At 58.7% G+C, this 21,391-nt stretch carries 12 protein-coding genes and 1 pseudogene; 9 read left to right on the forward strand and 4 right to left on the reverse strand.

Annotated elements, in window-relative coordinates; all coding sequences use genetic code 11:
- Nucleotides 1-11 precede the first annotated feature (11 nt).
- From galE to GFER_RS11005, 5 genes are all read left to right on the forward strand, one after another.
- Nucleotides 12-989 (forward strand): UDP-glucose 4-epimerase GalE, encoded by a 978-nt coding sequence (gene galE, locus GFER_RS10985; RefSeq protein ID WP_040099422.1) that lies wholly within the window; start codon nucleotides 12-14, stop codon nucleotides 987-989.
- A gap of 73 nt (nucleotides 990-1,062) precedes the next feature.
- Entirely contained in the window at nucleotides 1,063-2,427 is a 1,365-nt protein-coding gene (locus GFER_RS10990) for a UDP-glucose dehydrogenase family protein (RefSeq protein ID WP_040099423.1), read from the forward strand.
- 47 nt (nucleotides 2,428-2,474) lie between these two features.
- Entirely contained in the window at nucleotides 2,475-2,864 is a 390-nt protein-coding gene (locus GFER_RS10995) for a nucleotide pyrophosphohydrolase (RefSeq protein ID WP_040099425.1), read from the forward strand.
- A gap of 29 nt (nucleotides 2,865-2,893) precedes the next feature.
- On the forward strand, nucleotides 2,894-3,886 hold the full coding sequence (locus GFER_RS11000; RefSeq protein ID WP_040099426.1) for a helix-turn-helix transcriptional regulator: 993 nt from the start codon (nucleotides 2,894-2,896) through the stop codon (nucleotides 3,884-3,886).
- 69 nt (nucleotides 3,887-3,955) lie between these two features.
- Complete coding sequence (locus tag GFER_RS11005; protein WP_040099427.1) at nucleotides 3,956-4,387, forward strand: hypothetical protein; 432 nt, start codon at nucleotides 3,956-3,958, stop codon at nucleotides 4,385-4,387.
- Here the strand turns inward: GFER_RS11005 and GFER_RS18700 are convergent.
- The gene (locus GFER_RS18700) at nucleotides 4,369-4,584 is read right to left on the reverse strand and encodes a hypothetical protein (RefSeq protein ID WP_139172091.1); all 216 of its coding nucleotides are present in this window, start codon (nucleotides 4,582-4,584) and stop codon (nucleotides 4,369-4,371) included. The genes GFER_RS11005 and GFER_RS18700 overlap by 19 nt on opposite strands.
- Nucleotides 4,585-4,631: 47 nt before the next feature.
- Here GFER_RS18700 and GFER_RS11010 point away from each other — a divergent pair, with 47 nt between their 5' ends.
- From GFER_RS11010 to GFER_RS11025, 4 genes and pseudogenes are all read left to right on the forward strand, one after another.
- Complete coding sequence (locus GFER_RS11010) at nucleotides 4,632-5,948, forward strand: alpha/beta fold hydrolase family protein (protein WP_040099428.1); 1,317 nt, start codon at nucleotides 4,632-4,634, stop codon at nucleotides 5,946-5,948.
- Nucleotides 5,938-6,690, forward strand: a complete 753-nt coding sequence (locus GFER_RS11015) for an MlaA family lipoprotein (protein ID WP_040099429.1) — start codon at nucleotides 5,938-5,940, stop codon at nucleotides 6,688-6,690. Before GFER_RS11010 ends, GFER_RS11015 begins: the two co-directional genes overlap by 11 nt.
- Before the next feature lie 276 nt (nucleotides 6,691-6,966).
- On the forward strand, nucleotides 6,967-7,725 hold the full coding sequence (locus GFER_RS11020; RefSeq protein WP_040099430.1) for a GAF domain-containing protein: 759 nt from the start codon (nucleotides 6,967-6,969) through the stop codon (nucleotides 7,723-7,725).
- A gap of 151 nt (nucleotides 7,726-7,876) precedes the next feature.
- Nucleotides 7,877-8,623, forward strand: a pseudogene (locus GFER_RS11025) (transposase).
- Between the two features lie 240 nt (nucleotides 8,624-8,863).
- Here GFER_RS11025 and GFER_RS11030 read toward each other — a convergent pair.
- From GFER_RS11030 to GFER_RS11040, 3 genes are all read right to left on the reverse strand, one after another.
- The gene (locus tag GFER_RS11030; protein ID WP_040099431.1) at nucleotides 8,864-17,407 is read right to left on the reverse strand and encodes a GH36-type glycosyl hydrolase domain-containing protein; all 8,544 of its coding nucleotides are present in this window, start codon (nucleotides 17,405-17,407) and stop codon (nucleotides 8,864-8,866) included.
- Nucleotides 17,408-17,531: 124 nt separating this feature from the next.
- Nucleotides 17,532-18,731, reverse strand: a complete 1,200-nt coding sequence (locus GFER_RS11035) for an AI-2E family transporter (RefSeq protein ID WP_040099432.1) — start codon at nucleotides 18,729-18,731, stop codon at nucleotides 17,532-17,534.
- Nucleotides 18,732-18,964: 233 nt separating this feature from the next.
- Nucleotides 18,965-21,379, reverse strand: a complete 2,415-nt coding sequence (locus tag GFER_RS11040) for an efflux RND transporter permease subunit (RefSeq protein WP_074669526.1) — start codon at nucleotides 21,377-21,379, stop codon at nucleotides 18,965-18,967.
- Nucleotides 21,380-21,391 lie beyond the last annotated feature (12 nt).

Below are 21,391 nucleotides of genomic sequence, written 5' to 3' on the forward strand. Positions count from 1 at the left end.
AGGAGGGATCGATGAAAAAAATCTTTGTGACCGGCGGCGCCGGCTATATCGGCAGCCATGTGGTCAAGGCGCTGGGTGAACGCGGCCTGGAGGTGCTGACCTATGACAATCTTTCGACCGGGCACGCTGAGGCGGTGCTGCACGGGCAACTGGTGACGGGCGATCTGGCCGACCGTGCTCTGCTCCGCAAAACCCTGAGCGAATATCATCCCGATGCGGTGATTCATTTCGCCGCGCATATCGAAGTGGCGGAAAGCGTCGCCAATCCTCTCAAGTATTACCGCAACAACACCCTCAATGCCCTGAATCTGTGGGAGGTTCTGCGCGAGTTGCGTCTCTCCAACGTGATTTTTTCCTCCACGGCGGCGGTCTACGGAATTCCGCAGGACAATCCCGTTACCGAGGAAACGGCTCTGGCGCCCATCAATCCCTACGGTGCGTCTAAGATGATGAGCGAGCGTCTGCTCGCCGATCTGGCCGCAGCTGAAAAGGGGTTCGACTACGTTGCCTTGCGTTATTTCAATGTGGCCGGCGCTGATCCCCAGGGACGCATCGGTCAGAAATACCGCAATGCCACCCACCTCATTACCCGCGCCCTTAAAACCGCCAAGGGCGAATACGACAGGTTGCAGATCTTCGGCACCGATTATGCCACGCCCGATGGCATCTGCATCCGTGATTATATCCATGTCGACGATCTGGCCGCCGCGCATCTGGCTGCCCTGGATCATCTGGCCGGCGGCTGCGGCAGCGACATCTTCAATTGTGGTTACGGGCATGGTTATTCCGTGAGGGAAGTGGTGGATGTCGCCCGCCGGGTGACCGGGGTTGATTTTTGCGTCGAGGAAGCGCCCCGCCGTGCTGGTGACCCCCCGGCCCTGGTGGCCGACAGTGGACGCCTGCGCGCCGCCACCGGCTGGAAGCCCCGCCACGACGATCTCGAATTCATCGTACGCACTGCTTGGGAATGGGAAAGGCAATTGGCGTAGGGGCGCCGCGCGCCGCCCTTGCGAATCATGACAATTATTCGGGGAAAACGCCCCGTCAGGAGGGTTTTAGACTATGAATTTGACTGTAATCGGTACCGGCTATGTTGGTCTTGTGACGGGCGCTTGTTTCGCTGAAATGGGCAACACTGTCTATTGCGTTGATATCGACGGCGAAAAGATCGCGCGTCTCAAGCAGGGCATCATTCCCATTTACGAGCCGGGTCTTGAACGTATCGTGCAGAGTAACTACCAGGAGGGACGGTTGCGCTTCACGACCTCCCTGGCGGAAGCCATGGCCGACAGCAATGTTTATTTCATCGCCGTCGGCACGCCGCCGGGTGAGGATGGCTCGGCGGACCTGAGTTATGTCCTGGGCGTGGCAGCTGAAATCGGTCAGCACCTGAGCGACTATGCTGTGGTGGTGAACAAATCGACGGTACCCGTCGGCACCGCCGACAGAGTCCGTGCGGCCGTTCAGGGTGAATTGGCCAAACGCGGCGTCGAGCAGGCCTTCGACGTGGTCAGCAACCCCGAATTTCTCAAGGAAGGTGCTGCGGTAGAAGATTTCATGCGCCCCGACCGCATCATCATCGGTTCGGACAGCGAACGTGCCGGCGAAGTTATGCGCTTGCTTTACGCGGATTTTTCCCGCAATCACGATAGAATCATGGTCATGGGCGTGCGCGATGCCGAAATGACCAAATATACCGCCAACGCCATGCTCGCCACCAAGATCTCGTTTATGAACGAGATCGCCAATCTGTGCGACAAGCTTGGGGTCGATGTGGAGAAGGTACGTTTGGGCATAGGTTCCGACTCGCGCATTGGCTATTCCTTCATCTATCCCGGCTGCGGCTACGGTGGCTCCTGCTTTCCCAAGGATGTCAGCGCCTTGATTCATATGGCTGAACAGAACCAGCTCTTTCCCCTGGTGTTGCAGTCCGTGCACCAGCGCAACATGTTCCAGAAACTGCTTATGGGAGAAAAAATCGTCGCCCGCTTTGGCCAGGATCTCTCGGGAAAGACTTTTGCTCTCTGGGGCTTGGCTTTCAAGCCGGGCACCGACGACATGCGTGAAGCACCCTCGATTGTTCTGCTCCATCAACTGATCAGCTGTGGCGCCAAGGTTCAGGCCTATGACCCTATCGCCATGGACGCCGCCAGGCGAGAGCTGCCCCGCGCCTGGTTCGACAACGGTAGCCTGACCCTGGCCGAGCATCAGTACGATGCCCTCAAGGGCGCAGACGCCTTGGCCCTGGTGACCGAGTGGAAGCCTTTTCGCCATCCTGATTTCGACGCCATGAAACGCATGATGAACAGCCCGGTTATTTTCGATGGGCGCAATCAGTATGATCCGGTGCGCATGGCCGCTGAAGGCTTTGAATATTTCGGCATCGGCCGCGGCAAAAAACTTTCGGCCGGCCCATCGTGCGGCTAGTCATGCGTCTCTCATGACGGAAACATTGAACTGCGAGGACAAGCTTCATGAGCAAGTCGCCTGACGATGATCGCACCACTCTGAAGGAACTTAAGGATCGTGTCGCTGTTTTTGTGCGTGAGCGCGATTGGCAGCAGTTTCACACCCCGAAAAACCTCAGCATGTCCATCGCCATCGAGGCGGCCGAGTTGATGGAGCATTTTCAGTGGTTGAGTCCTGAGGCCTCCCAAAACCCGGAACCCGAGGCCTTAGCGGAAATCGGCGAGGAACTGGCCGACATCGTCATCTACTCCCTGTCGCTGGCGAACACTTTGGGCCTTGATCTGGCGCGAACCGTTGAAGCCAAGATGGAGAAAAACGTGCGTAAATATCCGGCCGAACGGGTCAAAGGCAAGGCGCACAAGTACACCTGGTACGAAGACAAGTCAGAGGTTTGAACACCAAGGACAAAGGGCAGCCTTCGTAAATGGGAAAACCGGCAAAAAAATACAGCCAGGCGGCGCGCCTGCATGATGTGATTCGCATCCTTGAAGCGCGCTACGGTGCTAGCGTTGACGAGTTGGCCGAAGAGTGTCAGGTCAATCGCCGAACCATCTACCGCGACCTGCGCGCCATCGTCGATGCCGGATATCCCCTGGTGCGCGATGAAACGGATGAAGGGCCTCTTTATCGGTTCTTGACGGGTTTCAAGAACGTGCCACCCATAACCTTCTCCCTTGAGGAGTTGCTGACCCTCTACTTGTGTCGTGAACAACTCGGGTTTTTGCAGGGCACGCCTTTTCAGGACGATCTCGAGGCCATTTTCGGAAGAATTCGCTCATCCTTGCCGCCGCGCAGCGTCGCGCATCTTGAACGCATTGCCTCAGCGGCTGCTCCCCGTTTTCAGGGGGTGCGCAACTACCAGGACAAAAAAGCGATCCTCGCGGCTCTGCGCCGCGCTCTGCTGTACCAGTACCGCTGCCGCATCCGCTATGCCCCGCCGCGCCGTGCTGCCGAAACTTATGAGTTTGATCCTTATTTGCTGCTCTTTTATCAGAACTCCCTCTACCTGGGCGGCTATGCGCACAAGCGCAAAAGCCTGAGACTGTTTCTCATCGACCGGGTGCAGCAGGTTGAGGTCCAGGATGAGCGATTCGAGGTTCCCGAGAACTTTCGCGCCGAAGACCTGACGGGTCAGGCGTTCGGTTTGATCGATGATGCGCCTCTGGAACTCGATCTGCGCTTTGGGCCCGCCGTGGCTCATCTTATTCGCGAGCGCACCTGGCATCCCGAGCAGATTCTCGATGAACTCGGCGACGGAGGGCTGCGTCTGCGCTTTACCGCAGCCGGCCGCGCCGAGATTCTTGCCTGGCTCTATTCCTTTATCCCGCATGTCGAGGTTCTTGGCCCCGCGCCCCTGCGGGATGATTTTCTTGAGGGGCTGCGGCAGGCTCTGAAAATGGATATTCCAGGGGATTGACATATTGTGTCGCATGGATGGTCTAGTCTTGGGATATCAGCAATTGACCCCGGGACAAGGAGACGACCCATGCTACCCATCCGCGTCAACAGCAACAACACCCACAGCGTTTATCTCGACATCCATCATGTTGCGCTTCCAGACAGGGGCGGCTCGGATTATCTGGTGATTTCCGCTATCCTCGGCGACGGCTGGTACGAGGGCGAGGTCGCCGTGGAAATCGGTTCTCGGGTCTGTGTGACCTTTGCTGATCAATACCTTGATGAACAGCGCATTGCGCCGTTTTTTGAGCGCATCGAACGCGCCGAACTCGAACAGGCAATTCTTGCCGCCGTGAGCGCGCTCATGTTCTCGGTTGGCAAGCCGGGCGCGCGGCAAAAGGTTCTGGCCTACCGCCACGATGATCGCATTCTTCACTTTTCCGGAAAAACCCGCCGTCGTACAGCGCCAACAAAAAGAACCGCAACTTGCCGGTCCGGGGCTCAGGCCGCCACCGCCTGAGGGCTGAGGGCGGCTTTAAACACTTTCGAGTGCAACTTTTTCACGAAATTCTTCTTGCCCTGCACCAAGTTAAGTGTTGAGGTGTTCTGGCAGGCAGCACGTGGTGCATTTGCAATTTGAATCCACCTCCCACCGTTGACGCACAGTTCACAGCGGGTACATTTGTTCTGGTCGATATTGAAATCAAGAAGCATCATGCGGCACTTGGTGATTGCAACCGCTGGCGGGAAATGAGGGACAAGAGATGCGATTATCAGCAAAAATCAGCTTGTTTGGGACACTCGTGGCGGTGCTTTTGCTTCTGGCCGGACAGGTCGGGGCGAAAGAAGTCCGCAATTACGATTATCCCTTTGAGAACCCCCTGGAGGCGACCGTTGTCGGCACGCCTGACGAGTACCAACCGGAACTCCCCGAGGAAATCCCCAAAGAGATTTTCAGTATAAAGACATTCGTCCGGCGACAGGTACCGAAAATTTTCTGGTACCAGAAGGGTATGGATTTCTCCCTCGTAGCTCAACCCCGAAAAGCGCCGCTGATATTTCTCATCGCCGGCACCGGGTCGGATTACGACTCAGAGAAAATGGTGATTCTGCAGCGCGCCTTCTACCAGGCGGGGTTTCATGTCCTCTCCCTTTCCTCGCCCACGCATATGAATTTTATCATCTCCTCGTCCGAAAGCATGGTTCCGGGCGATCTGCGCGATGATTCCCGCGATCTCTACCGCGCCATGGCGCTGGCCTGGCAGAAGGTACGGAGCAGGGTCGAAGTCAGTGCCTTTCACCTGGCCGGCTACAGCCTCGGCGGCGCTCAGGCACCTTTCGTCTCTCAAATCGATGATGAACGGCAGCTGTTTAATTTCGAAAAAGTGCTGATGATCAACCCGCCGGTTGACCTGTATGAATCAGTCAAACGCCTCGACCGCCTGCTGGAGGAGAATATCCCCGGAGGCCCGGAGAATTTCAACATCTGGTTTCGCGACGTCATGAACAAACTGGTTGAAATCAACCGAGAACTGGATCTGTTCAAGCTCAGTGGAGACGCCCTGTATAGCGCTTACAAGCGCTACCCGGTGACGGACGATTTTCTCGCCGCGTTGATCGGCATCTCCTTCCGCGTCTCGGCCGCCAATATGGTGTTTACCTCCGATGTGCTGCGTGGCGGCGGCTACATGATCCCGCCAGGGGTTGAACTGAGTCCCTATCAGCCCCTCGAAGATTATTTCATTGTGGCTCACCACACGCCGTTTGCCGACTATTTTAGTGAATTCATGCTTGCCTATTACCAGGACCGGTATGCGGGGCTTACGGGCGAGGAACTGCAAAGAAGGCAGACCCTGCAGAGCATTGCTAATTATCTGCAGCAAAATTCCCGCCTGGGCCTGATGCACAATCGCGACGACATCATCATCTCGTCCGAAGAACTTGACTGGCTGGAAAATACAATGGGCGAAAGGGCACGAATCTATCCCTATGGTGGCCACTGCGGTAACATGGCCCATTATGATAACCTGGCTGCGATGGTGGCCTTTTTCACCGGGCAGGAGCAGTGGAATGAGAACTGAGCGCCGCCTTGGGCTGACCTTCATTGCGGCGGTTATTTTTATGTGTGCGGGCTGCGGCCCCCTGGTGCCCTCCGCGCCCGAGCCGATGCGCCCGGTCGCACAATTCGTTGCGCCGGAAAAAGAGTATGCCATCAAGGTGTTCGACCCCCTGGAGCGGGTCAATCGCCTGGTCTATCAGTTCAACTACTATTTCGATGTCTATCTTTTTCTGCCAGCCGTCGACGGCTACCGCCGGGTCATGCCCGATTACGCCGAGGACCGCGTCAGTAATTTTTTCGACAACGTTCTCGAAATAAACAACCTCGCCAACTGCATCCTGCAACTCAAACCGAAAGCCACAGGCATTACCGCTGCGCGTTTGGTGGTCAATTCAACGGTGGGGGTGTTGGGGTTGTGGGACCCTGCCACCGGCTGGGGGCTGCCGCGCCAGGAGGAGGATCTGGGGCAGACTCTAGGGTACTACGGTATCGGCAACGGCCCCTACCTGGTTCTGCCGGTGCTCGGCCCCTCCAACCTGCGCGATGCCATCGGCAAAGCGGGCGATATCTGGATTTTCAACGAGATCGACCCCTTCAATTTTGAGAACAACTCGTTCCTGCTGCCCCTGACCTATGGCACCCTCAATGCCATCGACACCCGCAAACGCACGCCGTTCAGGTATTACAGATCCGGGTCACCCTTTGAATATGAATGGATCAGGCTGCTCTATACCGAGAAGAGGTTTCTGCAGATCATGCAATGAAAGCAAAAAAACCGTCCGCCAGGGGAGGCGTCAATGCTTTGAGGGAGGGGCTGATGCCGACTGCAACACCGCTGGCGACTTTCAAGCGCCGGTAGCTGACCGGCTATGCTGTGTCGTTCAATTGCCGCCCCAACCGCAGCGGACACCTGGTTCAAAACCGCTATAATTTTTCCACTTTCGGCTATACTCGTACAAGTCTTTTCAAAATAATGGTCAGCGCAGTGACTCGCAGTGGCCATATCGAGCCGAGGTCTGCAAAACAAGCGGGGAGGCGTTATGGAATCGAGGGAAATCTCTTTTGTTTCACTCATTGGGTTGGCGTCCTTTCTTGAGCAGCAAACCGATCTGGAGGACAGCCTCAACGAGTTGGCGGCCATGGCCGCCAATCTGCTGATGTCGGAAAACTGCTCGATTATGCTGTTTCGGGAAATGGATCGCGGCAATCCGCGTATGAAGATTTTTGCCAGCCACGGCTATCTGCCGCAGGCGGCTCATAGCGAGTCGGCGCGTCATAAGGAAGGCATCGCCGGGCATGTGGCCGCAACGGGCGAGGCGTTGTTGGTTGAGGATATAGAGCAATCTGCCTTTGCTTCCAAGGCTCGCTGGCCGCAAAAAACCTGCAAGGGCTTTTTGTCCGCGCCGATTTTTATCGGAGGCAAGGTGCTGGGCGTCATCAATATCAATACGCCTGTCGATGGGCGAAGCTACACGGAAAAAGACCTCTACACCCTGACCTGCATCGCTTTGGTGGTGGGCAAATCCATACAGGTCGTGCAGTTGCAGAACATTCTCAAATCGCGCTTTGCCCAGCATGCCTTGTTGCAGGAGGCGCGATCAACGGTGCCGCCATCGCTGGAAAACATCGTGCAGAGCCCTGAACGCCTGGCGCGCATCGTGGGAAAAAGTTTTTACCGCGAATTGAGCCAGGCGGGTTTCAACGACGAAGCCGTCATTCGGGTCGCGACGGAGATCATCTCGTTGCTTGGTCTTAAACTGAAAAGGCATCGCAAGCGCCTGTCAAAAGAAACGCAGTGACTCGCCGGCCAGGGCTTAGCTGCGGGTTGTGCGGGGTCGGACCTGCCCAAATATTTGAAACCACGGAGAAAAGCATCGATTTGATGCCATGTTCAGGGTCTTAAACGACCCATTTTGCCTATGAAATGAAGTGTTTAGGTGGAGGGGGAAAATGCCGCGCGCTTGTCGCTACTTTTTGCCAGGGCACGTCTGGCACATCACGCATCGCTGTCACAAAAAAGAATTCCTGCTCAAATTTGCTCGAGATTGCATGAACTGGGTCGGATGGCTTTTTGAGGCTAAAAAACGCTATGGGCTCTGCATTCTCAACTATGTGGTCACTTCCAATCATGTTCATTGACTGATTCAGGATGACGGACGGGGAGAAATTGCCAAAAGCATGCAGCTGGTTGCCTGGCGGGTCGCCCAGGAATTCAATCAGAGAAAGTCCCGAAAGGGTGCCTTTTGGGAGGACCGTTATCATGCCACTGCGGTTTCCACCGATCATCACCTTGCCCGCTGCCTGACTTACATCGACCTGAACATGGTCCGCGCTGGCGTCGTAAAAGATCCAGCCCTCTGGCCCGAGAGTGGTTATGCTGAAATAATAAACGGCCGGCAGCGGTACCAGCTGGTGGACCATCGCACCCTGGCTGCACTGCTTGATCTGTCAACGCTGGGAGATCTCCGGCTAGCGCGGCAGGACTGGATCAAGGATGCTATCGAACAGGGGATGATGAGCCGTGACAGTTGCTGGTCCGAGGGTTTGGCAGTGGGCAGTGCTGAGTTTGTTCCGAAGATAAAAGACAATCTGGGGATCAAGGGCCGATACCGGGAAGTGCGAAATACCGGCCGGGAGTCTATTTTGCGGGAAAACGAGCTTAGATGGGGCATTTTACCATCAAAAAGCGCTCTCTAAGGCTTCTGAGGCGGTTATTTTTATCCGAAAACGGTGAAGTAACGCGATGTTGCGCAGGGCCGACCCGGTTTACATGAACGTGCCGCCGCAAGGCGACAGGATAAGATTCCGATTATAAAGGGAAAATTGAAAAGAAGGAGGGCGTGGCGCGGGAAAAGTCGTCAGCGGAATCCGTCAAACTTGGCATAGCCGTCACATATGGTGGGAGACGGACAAAGCGAATTTTTTGGTTCTATGTCCTTAGCCCAAGGCCACCTCAATTTGATGGTCTCGGCGGTCATCTACCAACGGAATCGTCTCCCCTTCGATGACGACCCCGTCCAGGATGATGCGCTGCCCCGGCGTCGTCGCTTCAACAACGTTTCTGATGGTGAGATGGTACATCGTCTCGCGATAGCGATAGCGGACTTTGTACGCCGGCCAATGGACCGGGATACAGGGGGCAATACGCAGTTGGTCCACCTCCAGGTGCAAGCCGAGCAGGGTTTCGACGGTCAGTTGGTACATCCAGCCCGCCGCCCCGGTGTACCAGGTCCAGCCGCCCCGACCGGTGTGGGGGGGGACCGCGTAAATGTCGGCGCACATGACGTACGGCTCGACCTTATAGCGCGCAATTTCCTGCGGCTCGTGGCCGTGGTTGACGGGGTTGAGCATGGCATACAATTCCCAGGCGCGTTCTCGCTCACCCAGCAGGGCAAACGCCATCGTCGCCCAGATCGCGGCATGCGTGTATTGCCCGCCGTTTTCGCGCACGCCGGGTACATAGCCCTTGATGTAGCCCGGTTCAAGCTCGGACTGATCAAAGGGCGGCGTGAGCAGTTGAATGAGCTGCGCATCCCGACGCACCAACCGCTTGTCAAGCGCATCCATCGCCTGACGGGCGCGGCCGGGGTCTCCGCCCTGGGAAATGACCGCCCAGCTCTGGCTGATGGAATCGATCCGGCATTCGTCGTTGACGGAGGAGCCCAGGGGAGTGCCGTCATCGAACCAGGCACGCCGATACCAGGCACCATCCCAGGCATGCGCCTCGATGTTGCCGCGCAGCCGCTCTGCCTGCTCGCAGCACAGGTCGGCAAAAGCGATGTCATTGCGGCCCCGCGCCAGATCGGCAAACAGGCGCAGATTTTCGTACAGGAACCACGCCAGCCACACGCTTTCGCCCTTGCCCTCGTGGCCGACCATATTCATGCCGTCATTCCAGTCGCCGCAGCCCATCAGCGGTAATTGATGCTCGCCAAAGCGTAGGCCGTGGTTGATGGAACGCACGCAATGTTCGTAGAGGCTGGCCGTTTCACTCGACCGTTGCGGCTGATCATAGTAGGCCTCTTCTTCGGGGTTGAGCAGACGCCCTTCAAGAAACGGAACCACTTCGTCGAGGATGCCGGTATCGCCGGTCGTCTTCACATAACGACAGGTGGCATAGGGCAGCCACAGATAGTCATCGGAGAAATGGGTGCGCACCCCTTGTCCGCCCGGTGGGTGCCACCAGTGCTGCACGTCGCCTTGGGGGAATTGCCGCGAGGCGCAGCGGAGCAACTGCTCACGGGCCAGCCAGGGTGTGGTATGGAGCAGTGCCATGGTGTCCTGCAGCTGATCGCGAAATCCGTAAGCGCCGCCGGATTGGTAATAGCCGCTGCGTGCCCAGAGCCGGCAGGAAATGGTCTGGTATACCAGCCAGCCGTTGGCGAGCACATCCAACGCGGGGTCGGGGGTCTCGACCTGCACCGCGCCCAGGGTGCGGCTCCAGTGTTCCCATACCGCCTCCAGGGCCTGCCAGGCGCCGGCTGTGCCGCCGAACTGCTGAATCAGATGCCGTGCCTGGTCGGCATTTTCGGCGGCGCCAAAGATGAACACGATCTCGCGCTCTTGCCCTTCGGCCAGCTCAATCCGAGTTTGCACTGCGGCGCAAGGATCGAGCCCCGCGCCGGTTCGGTTCGACAAACGCTTACGCCCCATCGCCGCCGGGTTGGATAGCGACCCGTTGCGGCCGATCAATTCGCTGCGGCTGCCGCTCACGCTGCGCTCCGGCTCACTGACCTGCGCAAAAACGACCCGATTGCCACATTCGCGGCCATAGGCGTTGCGAGCCAACAGCGCCCCGCTATGCGGATCTGTTTCGGTCACGATGTGCATCAGATTGGCGTGTCGCCATTCACCGAGTACCAGCTCCCAATAGCCGGTCAGCGACAAGCTTCGCGGGCGCCGCGATTGGTTGCGCAGTTTGACCACAAGGAACTTCACCGGCGCATCCATGGCGACGTAGGTGCACAGCTCCGAAACGATGCCGGCCTCGAAGTGTTCGAATATGCTGTAGCCAAAGCCGTGTCTGCAGACATAGCCGTTTCGCCCAGGGGCGGGGAGCGGCGTCGGCGACCAGAAGGCACCCGTCTCCTCGTCGCGAATATAGAGGGCCTCGCCGCTGCTGTCGCTCAGGGGGTCGTTGTGCCAGGTACTCAGCCGGAACTCGTGGGCATTGTCCACCCAGGTGTAGGCGCTGCCGCTCTCGCTGACCACGGTGCCGATATGCGGACTGGCGATGACATTGGCCCAAGGCGCCGGGGTGTTCTGACCGGGTTCGAGGGTGACGACGTATTCGCGTCCATCGGGGGTGAACCCCCCGAGACCGTTACAGAAAATGCGCTCGCGGGGCAACAGGGGCTGGACCGGCTCTGCCGCTGGTTGCTGTACGGGCTCCAGACCGTCCGACACCCGCTCCGGCGAGACCCGGCGTTCCACCTGCTCGACCAGGGTTGCGACGGAGTCTTTGTAGACCACCCGGGCGACCGTCTGCAGCAACACCCGCTCGTCCTCGGAGAGTTCCTCGGCACGCCGCACGAAGACCCCGCCCGGTTGGTTCAGCATCTGCGCTTCAGGGCCCGTGTTGATCAATCCCATAATCTGGTCTTGCAACTCCGCCCGGTAGCCCGAAAAATCCTCATTGACGATCACCAGGTCGGCAGCCAGCCCCTTCATTCGCCAATAGGCGTGGGCATGCAGCACCTGTTTGACCAGCTCGATCCGGTTCAGATCGCCGATAGTGAGCAGGACGATCGGCAGGTCACCGGAAATGGCAAAACGCCAGAGTCCTGACTGGCCCAGTTGATTGCGGGCAATCACGTCCGGCGCGGCGCGTCGCAAGGCATTGCTGAAGACAACCGAGGTCGCCAAGCGGCCATAGCGCTGGGCCTCGGCCTCGGTGATCCCCAGGTGACGCAGCACCTCCTGGCTTTGGAACCAGGCCATTTCAAAGGCACGCTCAACAAAGTGCCGATCACAATATTCTTCCAGCAACGCCAGGGCGCCATCACGGGTGCCCGCGACCCCGGAGATGATCTGCACGGTCGCGGATTCGTCGGGTCCCAGGGTCAGGGTGCGGCGAATCGCCACAATGGGATCGAGCACCGGACCATCTGTGTTCGACAACCGCGAACGGTGATCACGGCTGTCGACGGCCACCGGGTTAGCCGCGGTTCGCCCGCGTCCGATAAATTTGGCGCGATCCGTCTCGTAAGAGGGCTCGTCGCTGAGCGCGCCCGGGGCGGCCAGCAGGTGAAACATCCAGGGTGGCTTCTCTCCCGGGGTGCGGCAGCGGCGCGTGCAGAGGATTGCCTGGCGCTCGGGCAGGATTTCGGTTTGTACGAACAGGTTGCTGAACGAGCGATGGGCCAGGTCGGCGTTGAGTGGAGCCAACACCACCTCGGCGTAACTGGTCAGCTCGATATGGCGGGTCCGGGACGACTGGTTGGTGAGCGTGACCCGGCGAATTTCCACATCGTCCTCGGGGGAGACACTGATTTCGGTGTGTGCATCAATCCCTTGGTCGTGCCGCCGGTATTCAGCGCGCCCCTGGACGAAGATCGCTTCATAATGCTCGGCTTTGCGCCGGGTCGGTTGATAAGCGGTGGACCAATAGCGCCCCGAGTCGCAGTCGCGCAGGTAAATAAAGGATCCCCAACCATCGCAGGTGGCATCCTCGCGCCAGCGGGTGACGGCCAGGTCGCGCCAGCGGCTGTAGCCGCCGCCTGCATGGGTCGCCATGACGTGGTAGTTGCCGTTGGATAACAGATGAATTTCCGGAGCCGGCGTGTTCAGGTCGGTAAAGACGCGCATGATCTCGCCGGTCTCTTCGACAGGGTGCGCGGCGGCGCTCACTTCGGCCGCGTGGGGGTACACCGTCGCCACCTTTTTCGGTACCCGTTCCTGCAGCAGCAACTCGGTCGCCTTTAATATGGGGTCGGACATGAAGCGGCGCTGCATCGGCTGGTTAAGCAGGACATGGGCAAAGGCCAGCAGGCTCATCCCCTGATGATGGGCCATGAAGGAGCGCACAACGACGTGATTTTTACCCCGCGGCACCCGCGACGGGGTGTAATCGATTGCTTCGTAGAACCCATAGCCGCCCTGAAAATTCTGACTCGCCAGCGTCTGCAAGTTGCGGCAGGCGGCCTGCGGCATCACCATCAGCGCCAGCGCGCTGGCATAGGGCGCGATGACCAGATCCTCGCCCAGCCCACGCTTGAAACCGAGCCCCGGCACGCCAAAGGCGCGATATTGATAGATCTGGTGCATATCGGTGAGGTTATAGCACGACTCGGAAATACCCCAGGGCACGGCGCGTTGCCGGCCGTATTCGATTTGACGCGACACCGCGGCTTTGCAGGTCTGCTCCAGCAAGGTATTGGGGTAGCTCGGCATGATCAACTGGGGCATGAGGTACTCGAACATCGAGCCGCTCCAGGAAATCAGACTGACGTCGCCGCCATGACTGGTCAGCAGACGACCGAGGGAGAACCAATGCTTCTGGGGAACCTGCCCCTCGGCGATGAGCAGAAAACTGGCCAGGCGTGCTTCGGAGGCCAACAGATCGTAACAGGCCGCATCGCGGCGGCGTTCCCCGACGTCGTAACCGATGCAGAGCAGACCCCGCGAGCTATTGTAGAGAAAGTTAAATTCCATCGCCGCCAGTTCGCCGCAGCGCTGCATCAGATCGTCGATGGTTTTGAGCCGCTTGATTGCGGCCAGCGACCGCGTACTCGTGCCGGCCGGGCCACCCGTCGCCAGTTCCGAGAGCTTCGGGATGCCAACAAACCGCTGCGACTCAGGCAGCAGTGAGCGCAGCTCATCGCGCAGGGCGTGGACTTGCCGATCGAAGGCCTGCGCCCAGGAGGTGAGTTCGCCATCAAGATCCAAATCCGCCGGCAACCAGGCCAGCAACTCCCCGCCCAGGCGCTGAATTTCATCCAGCAAACGCTCGGCGTCGTCCAGGGTCTGGGGCGGCCCGTTCAGGGTGCCGGCGGAGAGTCTGTTCTGAAGCGCGTGGATCTTTTCCGCCAGGGCCGGGGCGGGCACTGCGGGCAGATGCTCGGCAAGCACCTCCAGGGTGTCCTGTAAGCCCGCGAAGGCCTGGTTGGAGAGCACCGGCTGGTCTTTCAACTCGGCCAATCCCGCCTGCAGGGTGAGCAGGCTGCCGACCAGATTGCCGCTGTCCACCGAAGAAATGTATTGCGGGCGCAACGGCTCGAGGGTGCGTGTGTCGTACCAGTTGTAAAAATGGCCATGATAGCGTTCCATCTTTTCCATGGTCGCCAGGGTGTTTTCGGTCAAGCGCAGGCATTCTCCGGCGCTGATAAAACCAAAATCACAGGCGCTCAGGTTGGCCAGCAGCGCCATGCCGATGTTGGTGGGCGAGGTTCGCCGGGCGACGCCTTGTGCAGGATATTCCTGGACATTGTCAGGGGGCAGCCAGTTGTCCTCGGGGCCGACGAAGTCCGCGAAATAGCGCCAGGTTCGCCGGGCCGAGGCGTGCAGGAAGGTCCGCTGCGCCGCGCTCAGGTCGGGCGCCGGCTCCACCAGCGGCCGGCTGAGCCACCATCCGACCAGAGGTGAGACCAGCCACAACAACAAAACCGGCGTCGCAAACAGCCATTGCACCGGCGGGAGAAGCCAGGCCAGCGCCATCCCCAGCAGCACCGCAAGCAACGGACCGATCCACATTTCAACAACAAAATCGGCCGGCGTGTGGCGCCTGTTGCGGCGGGCATAAGACGGCAGTTGCCAGAGCAGCAAGCCGCGCCGCGTGAATAGCATCCGCACCCCCGAACGCCCGATCGCATCGAGGGCAATCAGCGCATCGTAGGGCAACAGGATCAAGCTCAGTAAAGCCAGCAGCAGCGGGCGTCCCGCGGATCTGCCGGTCAGATTCAGATGCAGCAGCCAGGAGCGGTCCCGGGGCTTGCGGAGCAATTCGATGCCGGCGGCAAGCAGGGTCGGCAAGCAGATCAGCGTTACCACCAGCAGGGACCAGAACCACGCCGGCCCCGGACCCACAAGCCAGCCCGCGATCAGCACCGCCAGCAGTGACGGCGGGACCAGGCTGCGGCGCAGGTTGTCGAACAGCTTCCACACCGACAGCGCACTTAAGGGGTTGGGTTGCCGCTGCCCTGGTGCGCCATGGGGCCCTCTCGGCCCTGGGACACGGGGCAGCAACCAGCCCGCCAACTGCCAGTCGCCGCGGATCCAGCGGTGGCGCCGGCTGGCCTCCATGGTGTAGCTGGCGGGATGTTCTTCAATCAGGTCGACATCGGTCACCAGTGCCGAGCGCGCATAGCCGCTTTCCAGCAGGTCGTGACTGAGAATGAGATTCTCTGGAAAACGCCCATCGACGGCCTGCCGAAAGGCGTCCACATCGTAGATGCCCTTGCCGATGAATGAGCCCTCGCCGAAAATATCCTGATAGACATCCGACACCTCGCGGGTATAGGGATCAATGCCCGCATCGCCCACGAACAGCTTGGTGAAGCGCGACTGGCCGGCACTGGTCAGGCTGATCGAAGCGCGCGGTTGGAGGATTGCAAAGCCTTCGACAATGCGGCCTTTGCCGGCATCGTAATCCGGTCGATTAAGAGGATGGGCCAGGTTGCCGACCAGGGTGCGAGCCGCATCGCGCGGCAACTGGGTGTCGGTATCGAGGGTGATGACATACTGGATCGACCCCAGAATGGATGGGTCGCCGACGATCTCCGAGAAGGCGTCGTGCGCCTCGCCCCGGAGGCGGGCATTGAACTGCTCCAGCTTGCCGCGCTTGCGCTCATAGCCCATCCACACCCGTTCCACCGAATTCCACAGTCGGGGCCGATGGAACAGGTAGAAGATGTTTGGGCGATCCTCGCGGTAGGTTGCATTGAGCGCCTCAACCGCGCTGCGCGCGTAAGCAAGCAAAGCCGCGTCTTGCGGCAGCGTTTGCTCGGCAGCATCGTGAAAATCGGTCAACAAGGCAAAAAACAGATTGGCATCGCGATTGCCGAGATAGCGGATTTCCAGGGCTTCAAGCAGATCGTCGACGTCCTGTGGTCTGGCCAGCAGAGTGGGAACAATCACCATGGTGCGATGGTTGTCGGGGATTCCTTTGGAAAAATCGAGTCGTGGCAACACGCGCGGCGGCAGAACGAGGGTCGCCAGCAGATTCACCAGCGCAATGGCCAGAGCCGACGTTCCGATAACCAGCGGTGGTGCCAACAGCCAGACCCGCCAGTCCCCGGGATCGAATCCGACCGCGGCGAACACGCCTGCGGTCAACAGCAGGCTGAGCATCAGGATGGGACCGAGATACAGCAGGAGGCACCGCCGCCGGCCCGCCCGGCCGACCCGGCATTTCAGCGACAACCGGTAGCCGACGGCACGCTCCAGCAGCGGCCGTCCCTGATCGATGAGGTAGTAGCCGACATGCGCGGTGCGGTCGCTGCTGCTAGACTTCTGGGCAGCCGTCTGCGCCAGGCCGATGGCGGCGCGGGTCACCTCCAGCTCACTGCACGTACTGTCCCGGGCCAGGTCTTCGATCACATGCCGGTAGCGATCCCGGGTGGCGAAGTCCTGGTCGGCGTGCAGCCCTGACGGATCCTCACCCAGGGCCTGTTCGACGACACTGAGCGATTCGACGAACTCCCGCCAATCCATGGCGTCGATGAAACGCAGGCTGCCGATGCTGTTGGCGATTGAGATCTGGTTGGCAGCGGCGGTGCGGCTGGCGGCCGCCGACAGCTGGGTAGCCGTCACGCCCTGTTCAAGCAGTTTCTGCTCAACCCAGGTTTGAACGAAGGCCATCGCGGGCCCCTGGGCCTGGAGCCGGGAGTAAAATTCCTCAACAAACGGCGCGGTCAGCGGCACATCGGCATTGGCAAACTCGGCCAGCAGTTGGATCAGCTGTTTCGGATCCCTCTCAGCTGCTGCGAGCATGCGGTCTGCCCAAGTGATGGCCGTATCGAGATCCTCCCGCCGATGGGCAATCCGCAGCCCGACACGGCTCAGATTTTCCAACAACGCCAGTTGCAGCATGATCGGAAACGCCCACAATTCACCGATTTTTAAAGGCTCAATCTGTTGGTAAGAACTAAGGAGCTGGGTGGTGTTGTCTTGATCGACGCGACCATCCATGTGCGAGATCAGCTGTAAAGCGATGTCGTAGATGCGCGGGAACCCGGCGGACGGATCATCCTTCAAACACGGCAACTGCCGGCTGTAGCCACGGGGCAGATGCCGACGCGCCAGCCCGATCTGTTGTTCGATGAGATAAAAATTGTCGAGTAGCCAGGCTTCTGCCGGTATGATCCGCTGCCCCGGTGTGGCGGCGATCACGACGTCATGCGCCGCCATCAGAACGCGGGCATTGTCGTCCAGCCGTGGCAGCAAACGATCCGCTCCCGGAGACGGATCCAGGCGATGCCGGCGCGCCAGCGTCTGACCATGACGTTTGAGTTGCTCAAGGCTGAACAGCTCCGATCGCAGCAACTCCGTTTCCCGGTCAGGCCGCAGCACATGGTGGGCGCGGGACGTATATTTCGATATTTTCGTCGTTATCACATGCTCCTCAGTTCATTTCGCGGTCGATACCGCACCAAGTCGAACAGCCCGGCTACTTTTCGGACAATGCATCTTTCGCCAGCGAATCCAGGTCAGCATCGGTAACCGACGGCAGATAGCGCTTTCGATACAGCTCGTCGTGAATGATAATCACGACGGCGACCAGAGGTGTCGCGACCAGAACCCCCAGCACTCCGAAGGCGGCCACGCATAAAAGCATGGAAAAGATCACCGCCAAGGGATGCATTTTCATGCCTTGCGCCATGATGAACGGGGTGATCACATTGTTCTCCAGGGCTTGGACTACGAGGTAGGCGAGCAAGACCCACAATGGGGTCATTCCCCCTTGGCCAAGAGCTAACAGGATGGCCGGTATGGCGGCGAGGATCGGCCCCAGAAGGGGAACCGCTTCCAGAAGACCCGCGATCAGCCCGAGAACCAGCGCGTCCTTGAATCCGAAAATCGGCCACATGAGCATAAAAACCAGCAGGCCGACCGTCAGCATTCCCAGCAACGTCATCCCGACCCACCTGGGCACAAATTCTCCAATCCGTTGTACGATGCGCAGGGTCTGTTCGTGGTGGCGCTCGGGCACCAGGGAGAAAATGCCCCGAAAGATCGGCCGCGGATTCATCAGTGTAAAGGCCACACCGAAAAAAACCGTCACCAAAACAACCAGGATCTGAGCCGTGTTGACCGCAACCGCCGTGAAGCTGCCGACCACCCCCTGGAGCATTGCGCTCAAATTGGAACGAAGCGATCCAGCCTCCTTTGTCGGTTCAGGCGGTGGCGCTTCGGCGATCTGTCGCGCAGCTTCAAGATCACCTTCTTGCGCCTCGGTCCAGGACCTTTCACTGATGACTTCGGCCTGGAGTTTTTTCTCGGAAAGCTCCGCCTGCTGTTCCATTTTAATCAGGGGTTTTTGGAGACGTTCCCAGTATGCGGGTAACTGTTCCGAAAGCTCCGTCACTGAGTCCTTCATGGGTCCGAAGAACGCCCAGCCGGTGAAGGCAACAATCCCAACGAGCATTACCACGATCAGTCCCGTCGCACTTCTTCGCCCACCCCACAGCCCCCGCATCCAGTATATGACCGGATTCACGGCTAGAGAAATCAGCATAATCAGCAGAAACGACAACAGAATGGGTGACAGCAGCCGGAACGACTGGACAAAAACAAAAAACGCCGCACCTAAAAATATATAGAAAGATATTGAGCGAGGTTTTGCCTCTGACCTGGGGTCGTTTGTCATGACATTTTTCCCGATGTGATCTTATTGCCTGACGTTCCTGTAACTTTTCCCAAGCTTTGCCGAGGGGATATTTTCAAAAAATAATCGCAACGAACGTGCCGGCAGAGTATGACCGGTGCTGTAAGCGCAGCCCTTTGAAAACAAAAAGAAAAAACGAATGAGAGTGGGGCGGGGGGCGAGGAAAGCCGTCAGCGGCGGCCGTCATAATTGGCATATCCGTTTGATATGACGGGTCAGAGTGGAGGGGAATCTTTCGTATTTAACGGCGGATGGCGAGTTTTCGCGCCATCTTGATCCCCTCGATGCTTGGGAATGGAACATCCTGAGGGTTTCTCTCTGTGTGGCAGCAGCCAGGCTGCCAGAGCCGGAAGCAGGAACAGGGCGCCGAGCATGTTGACGATAAAGAGAAAAGTCAAAAGAATCCCCATATCCGCCTGGAATTTAAGCGGCGAAAAAATCCAGGTGGCGACCCCGATCGCCAGGGTGACGCCCGTAAAAGCCACGCCGTTGCCGGTGATCGCCAAGGTGTGCAGATAGGCATTTTCCAGGGAACGTCCTTCATCGAGATAACTGCGCAGGCGGCTGAAAATATAGATGCCGTAGTCGACCCCCACACCCACGCCGAGAGCAACCACGGGAAGGGTAGAAACCTTGAGGCCAATTTCCAGAAGGCTCATCAGGGCATAGGTAAGAATGGATACCAGCGCCAGGGGCAGGATGATACACAGAACGGCACGCCAGGAGCGAAACTGGACGAAGCACAACAGAATGACCGCTGAGAACACGCACAGCAAAATGGGATACTGCGCCGCGGCGACCAACTCGTTGGTGGCGGCCATCACCCCGATGTTGCCGGTGGCCAGACGATAGCTGACTTCGGGATGGGCCAGGGTTTCGCGGAAGTCCTTGACTTCGGAGACGATGCGCTCAATGGTGCCGGCTTTGTGATCTTCGGTAAACACCATGACCGGCATGACGCTGCAATTTGGATTGAGCAACCCGGTGGCGGTCGGCACGTAGCCGACCGCCTGCACCATGGTGGTCGGGTTGCGGGGCAACACCCGCCATTTGAGGCTGCCTTCGTTCCAGCCGGCGTTGATCACCTTGGCAACACCCGGCAGGCTCACCACCGACTGGACTCCTTCGACATTTTGCATGTGCCAGGCAAAGTAATCGATATTGGTCATAATGTCGTAATCCATGCAGCCTTCGGAGCGCGTTTCGGTGATAACCGACAGGGTATCGATACCGATGGCGAAATTTTCGGTGATCACTTCGCTGTCCTGATTGTAACGCGAGTCCTGTCGCAACTCTGGAACCCCGCTATGCATGTCGCCAATCTGAATATCGGACGCTTTCCACAGCCCCACGCCCAATAAAACGAGCGATACACCGATGATTGCCGCGGCGGGCTTACGGCGCGTTGCTTTGGAAAAGAAATGCCAGTAGGGCCGCAGATCTTGCGTCTGCTCCGCGACGCGTGAATGGTATCCCTCATCGAAATGGACATAGGACAGCAGCACCGGCAGCAGCAAAAGATTGGTCAGAATGATGACCGCCACCCCGAGACTGGCGGTCACGGCCATCTCCTGAATCACTTGCACGTCAATCAGGCTGATGGTCACAAAGCCGATGGTATCACTGACCAGAGCGATGGTTCCGGGAATGACCAACTGGCGAAAGCTGGTGCGCGCGGCGTCCATAGCGCTTGCGCCGGTGCGAAGCGCAGCGGTATTGGCGGTGATCATCTGCACGCCGTGGCTTACCGCGATGGCAAAGATGAGAAAGGGCACGAGCAGCCCCATGGGATCGATTCCGTAACCGAGTAGCGGAAGCAGCCCGAGCTGCCAGATGACTGCAATCAGCGAACAGCCGATCGGCACCAGGGTCAATCGGAAGGAGCGGGTATAGAAAAAAACCAGGACCGAGGTGATGGCTAACGCCACAAAAAAGAACAGGACGATGCGCGTTGCACCCTCTGCTATGTCGCTGACCACCTTGGCAAAGCCGATGATGTGGACATCGACGGTGTCACTTTGGTAGGGGGCGCGAATCTGCTCCTCGAGCAGGCGCCCCACGGCAATATAATCAAGGCGCTCTCCGGTAATGGGGTCGACATCGAGAAGCTGTGCGCTGATGATCGCCCCGGAAAAATCGCCGGCCACCAGGCGTCCCAGAATGCCTGCTTTGAGTATGTTTTGGCGAACCTGCTCAAGCCCTTCGGTTGTCGGTTGAAAATCGGCGGGAACGACGTTGCCGCCGGAAATACCGTCCTCCACCACCTCAGTGAAGCGCACGTTGGGTGTGAAAATGGAAGAGACCTGCGCGCGATCAACACCAGGGATGAAAAAAACGTCGGCGGTGGCCTGTTCAAGCGTTCCAAAGAATTCCGGAGTGAAGATGTCGCCGTCTTTGGCTATCAGGGCAATCAGAATCCGGTTGGCGCCGCCGAATTCCCGCTCATATTCGACAAAGGTCTGCATGTACTCGTGCTTGAGTGGCAGCAGCTTGGCGAACCCCGCATCAATGCGCAGGTGGGTCGCCGACCAGGCCATGAGCACGGTGAGAACGACAAAGAAGGCGATAATCCAGATACGCGCGCCAAAGATCAGATTTTCAAGGCGGCGAGTGATGGAACCTTTTTTCATTCACGAAACTCC

Origin of the sequence: Geoalkalibacter ferrihydriticus DSM 17813 (assembly GCF_000820505.1) — a bacterium.
Lineage (GTDB): Bacteria > Desulfobacterota > Desulfuromonadia > Desulfuromonadales > Geoalkalibacteraceae > Geoalkalibacter > Geoalkalibacter ferrihydriticus.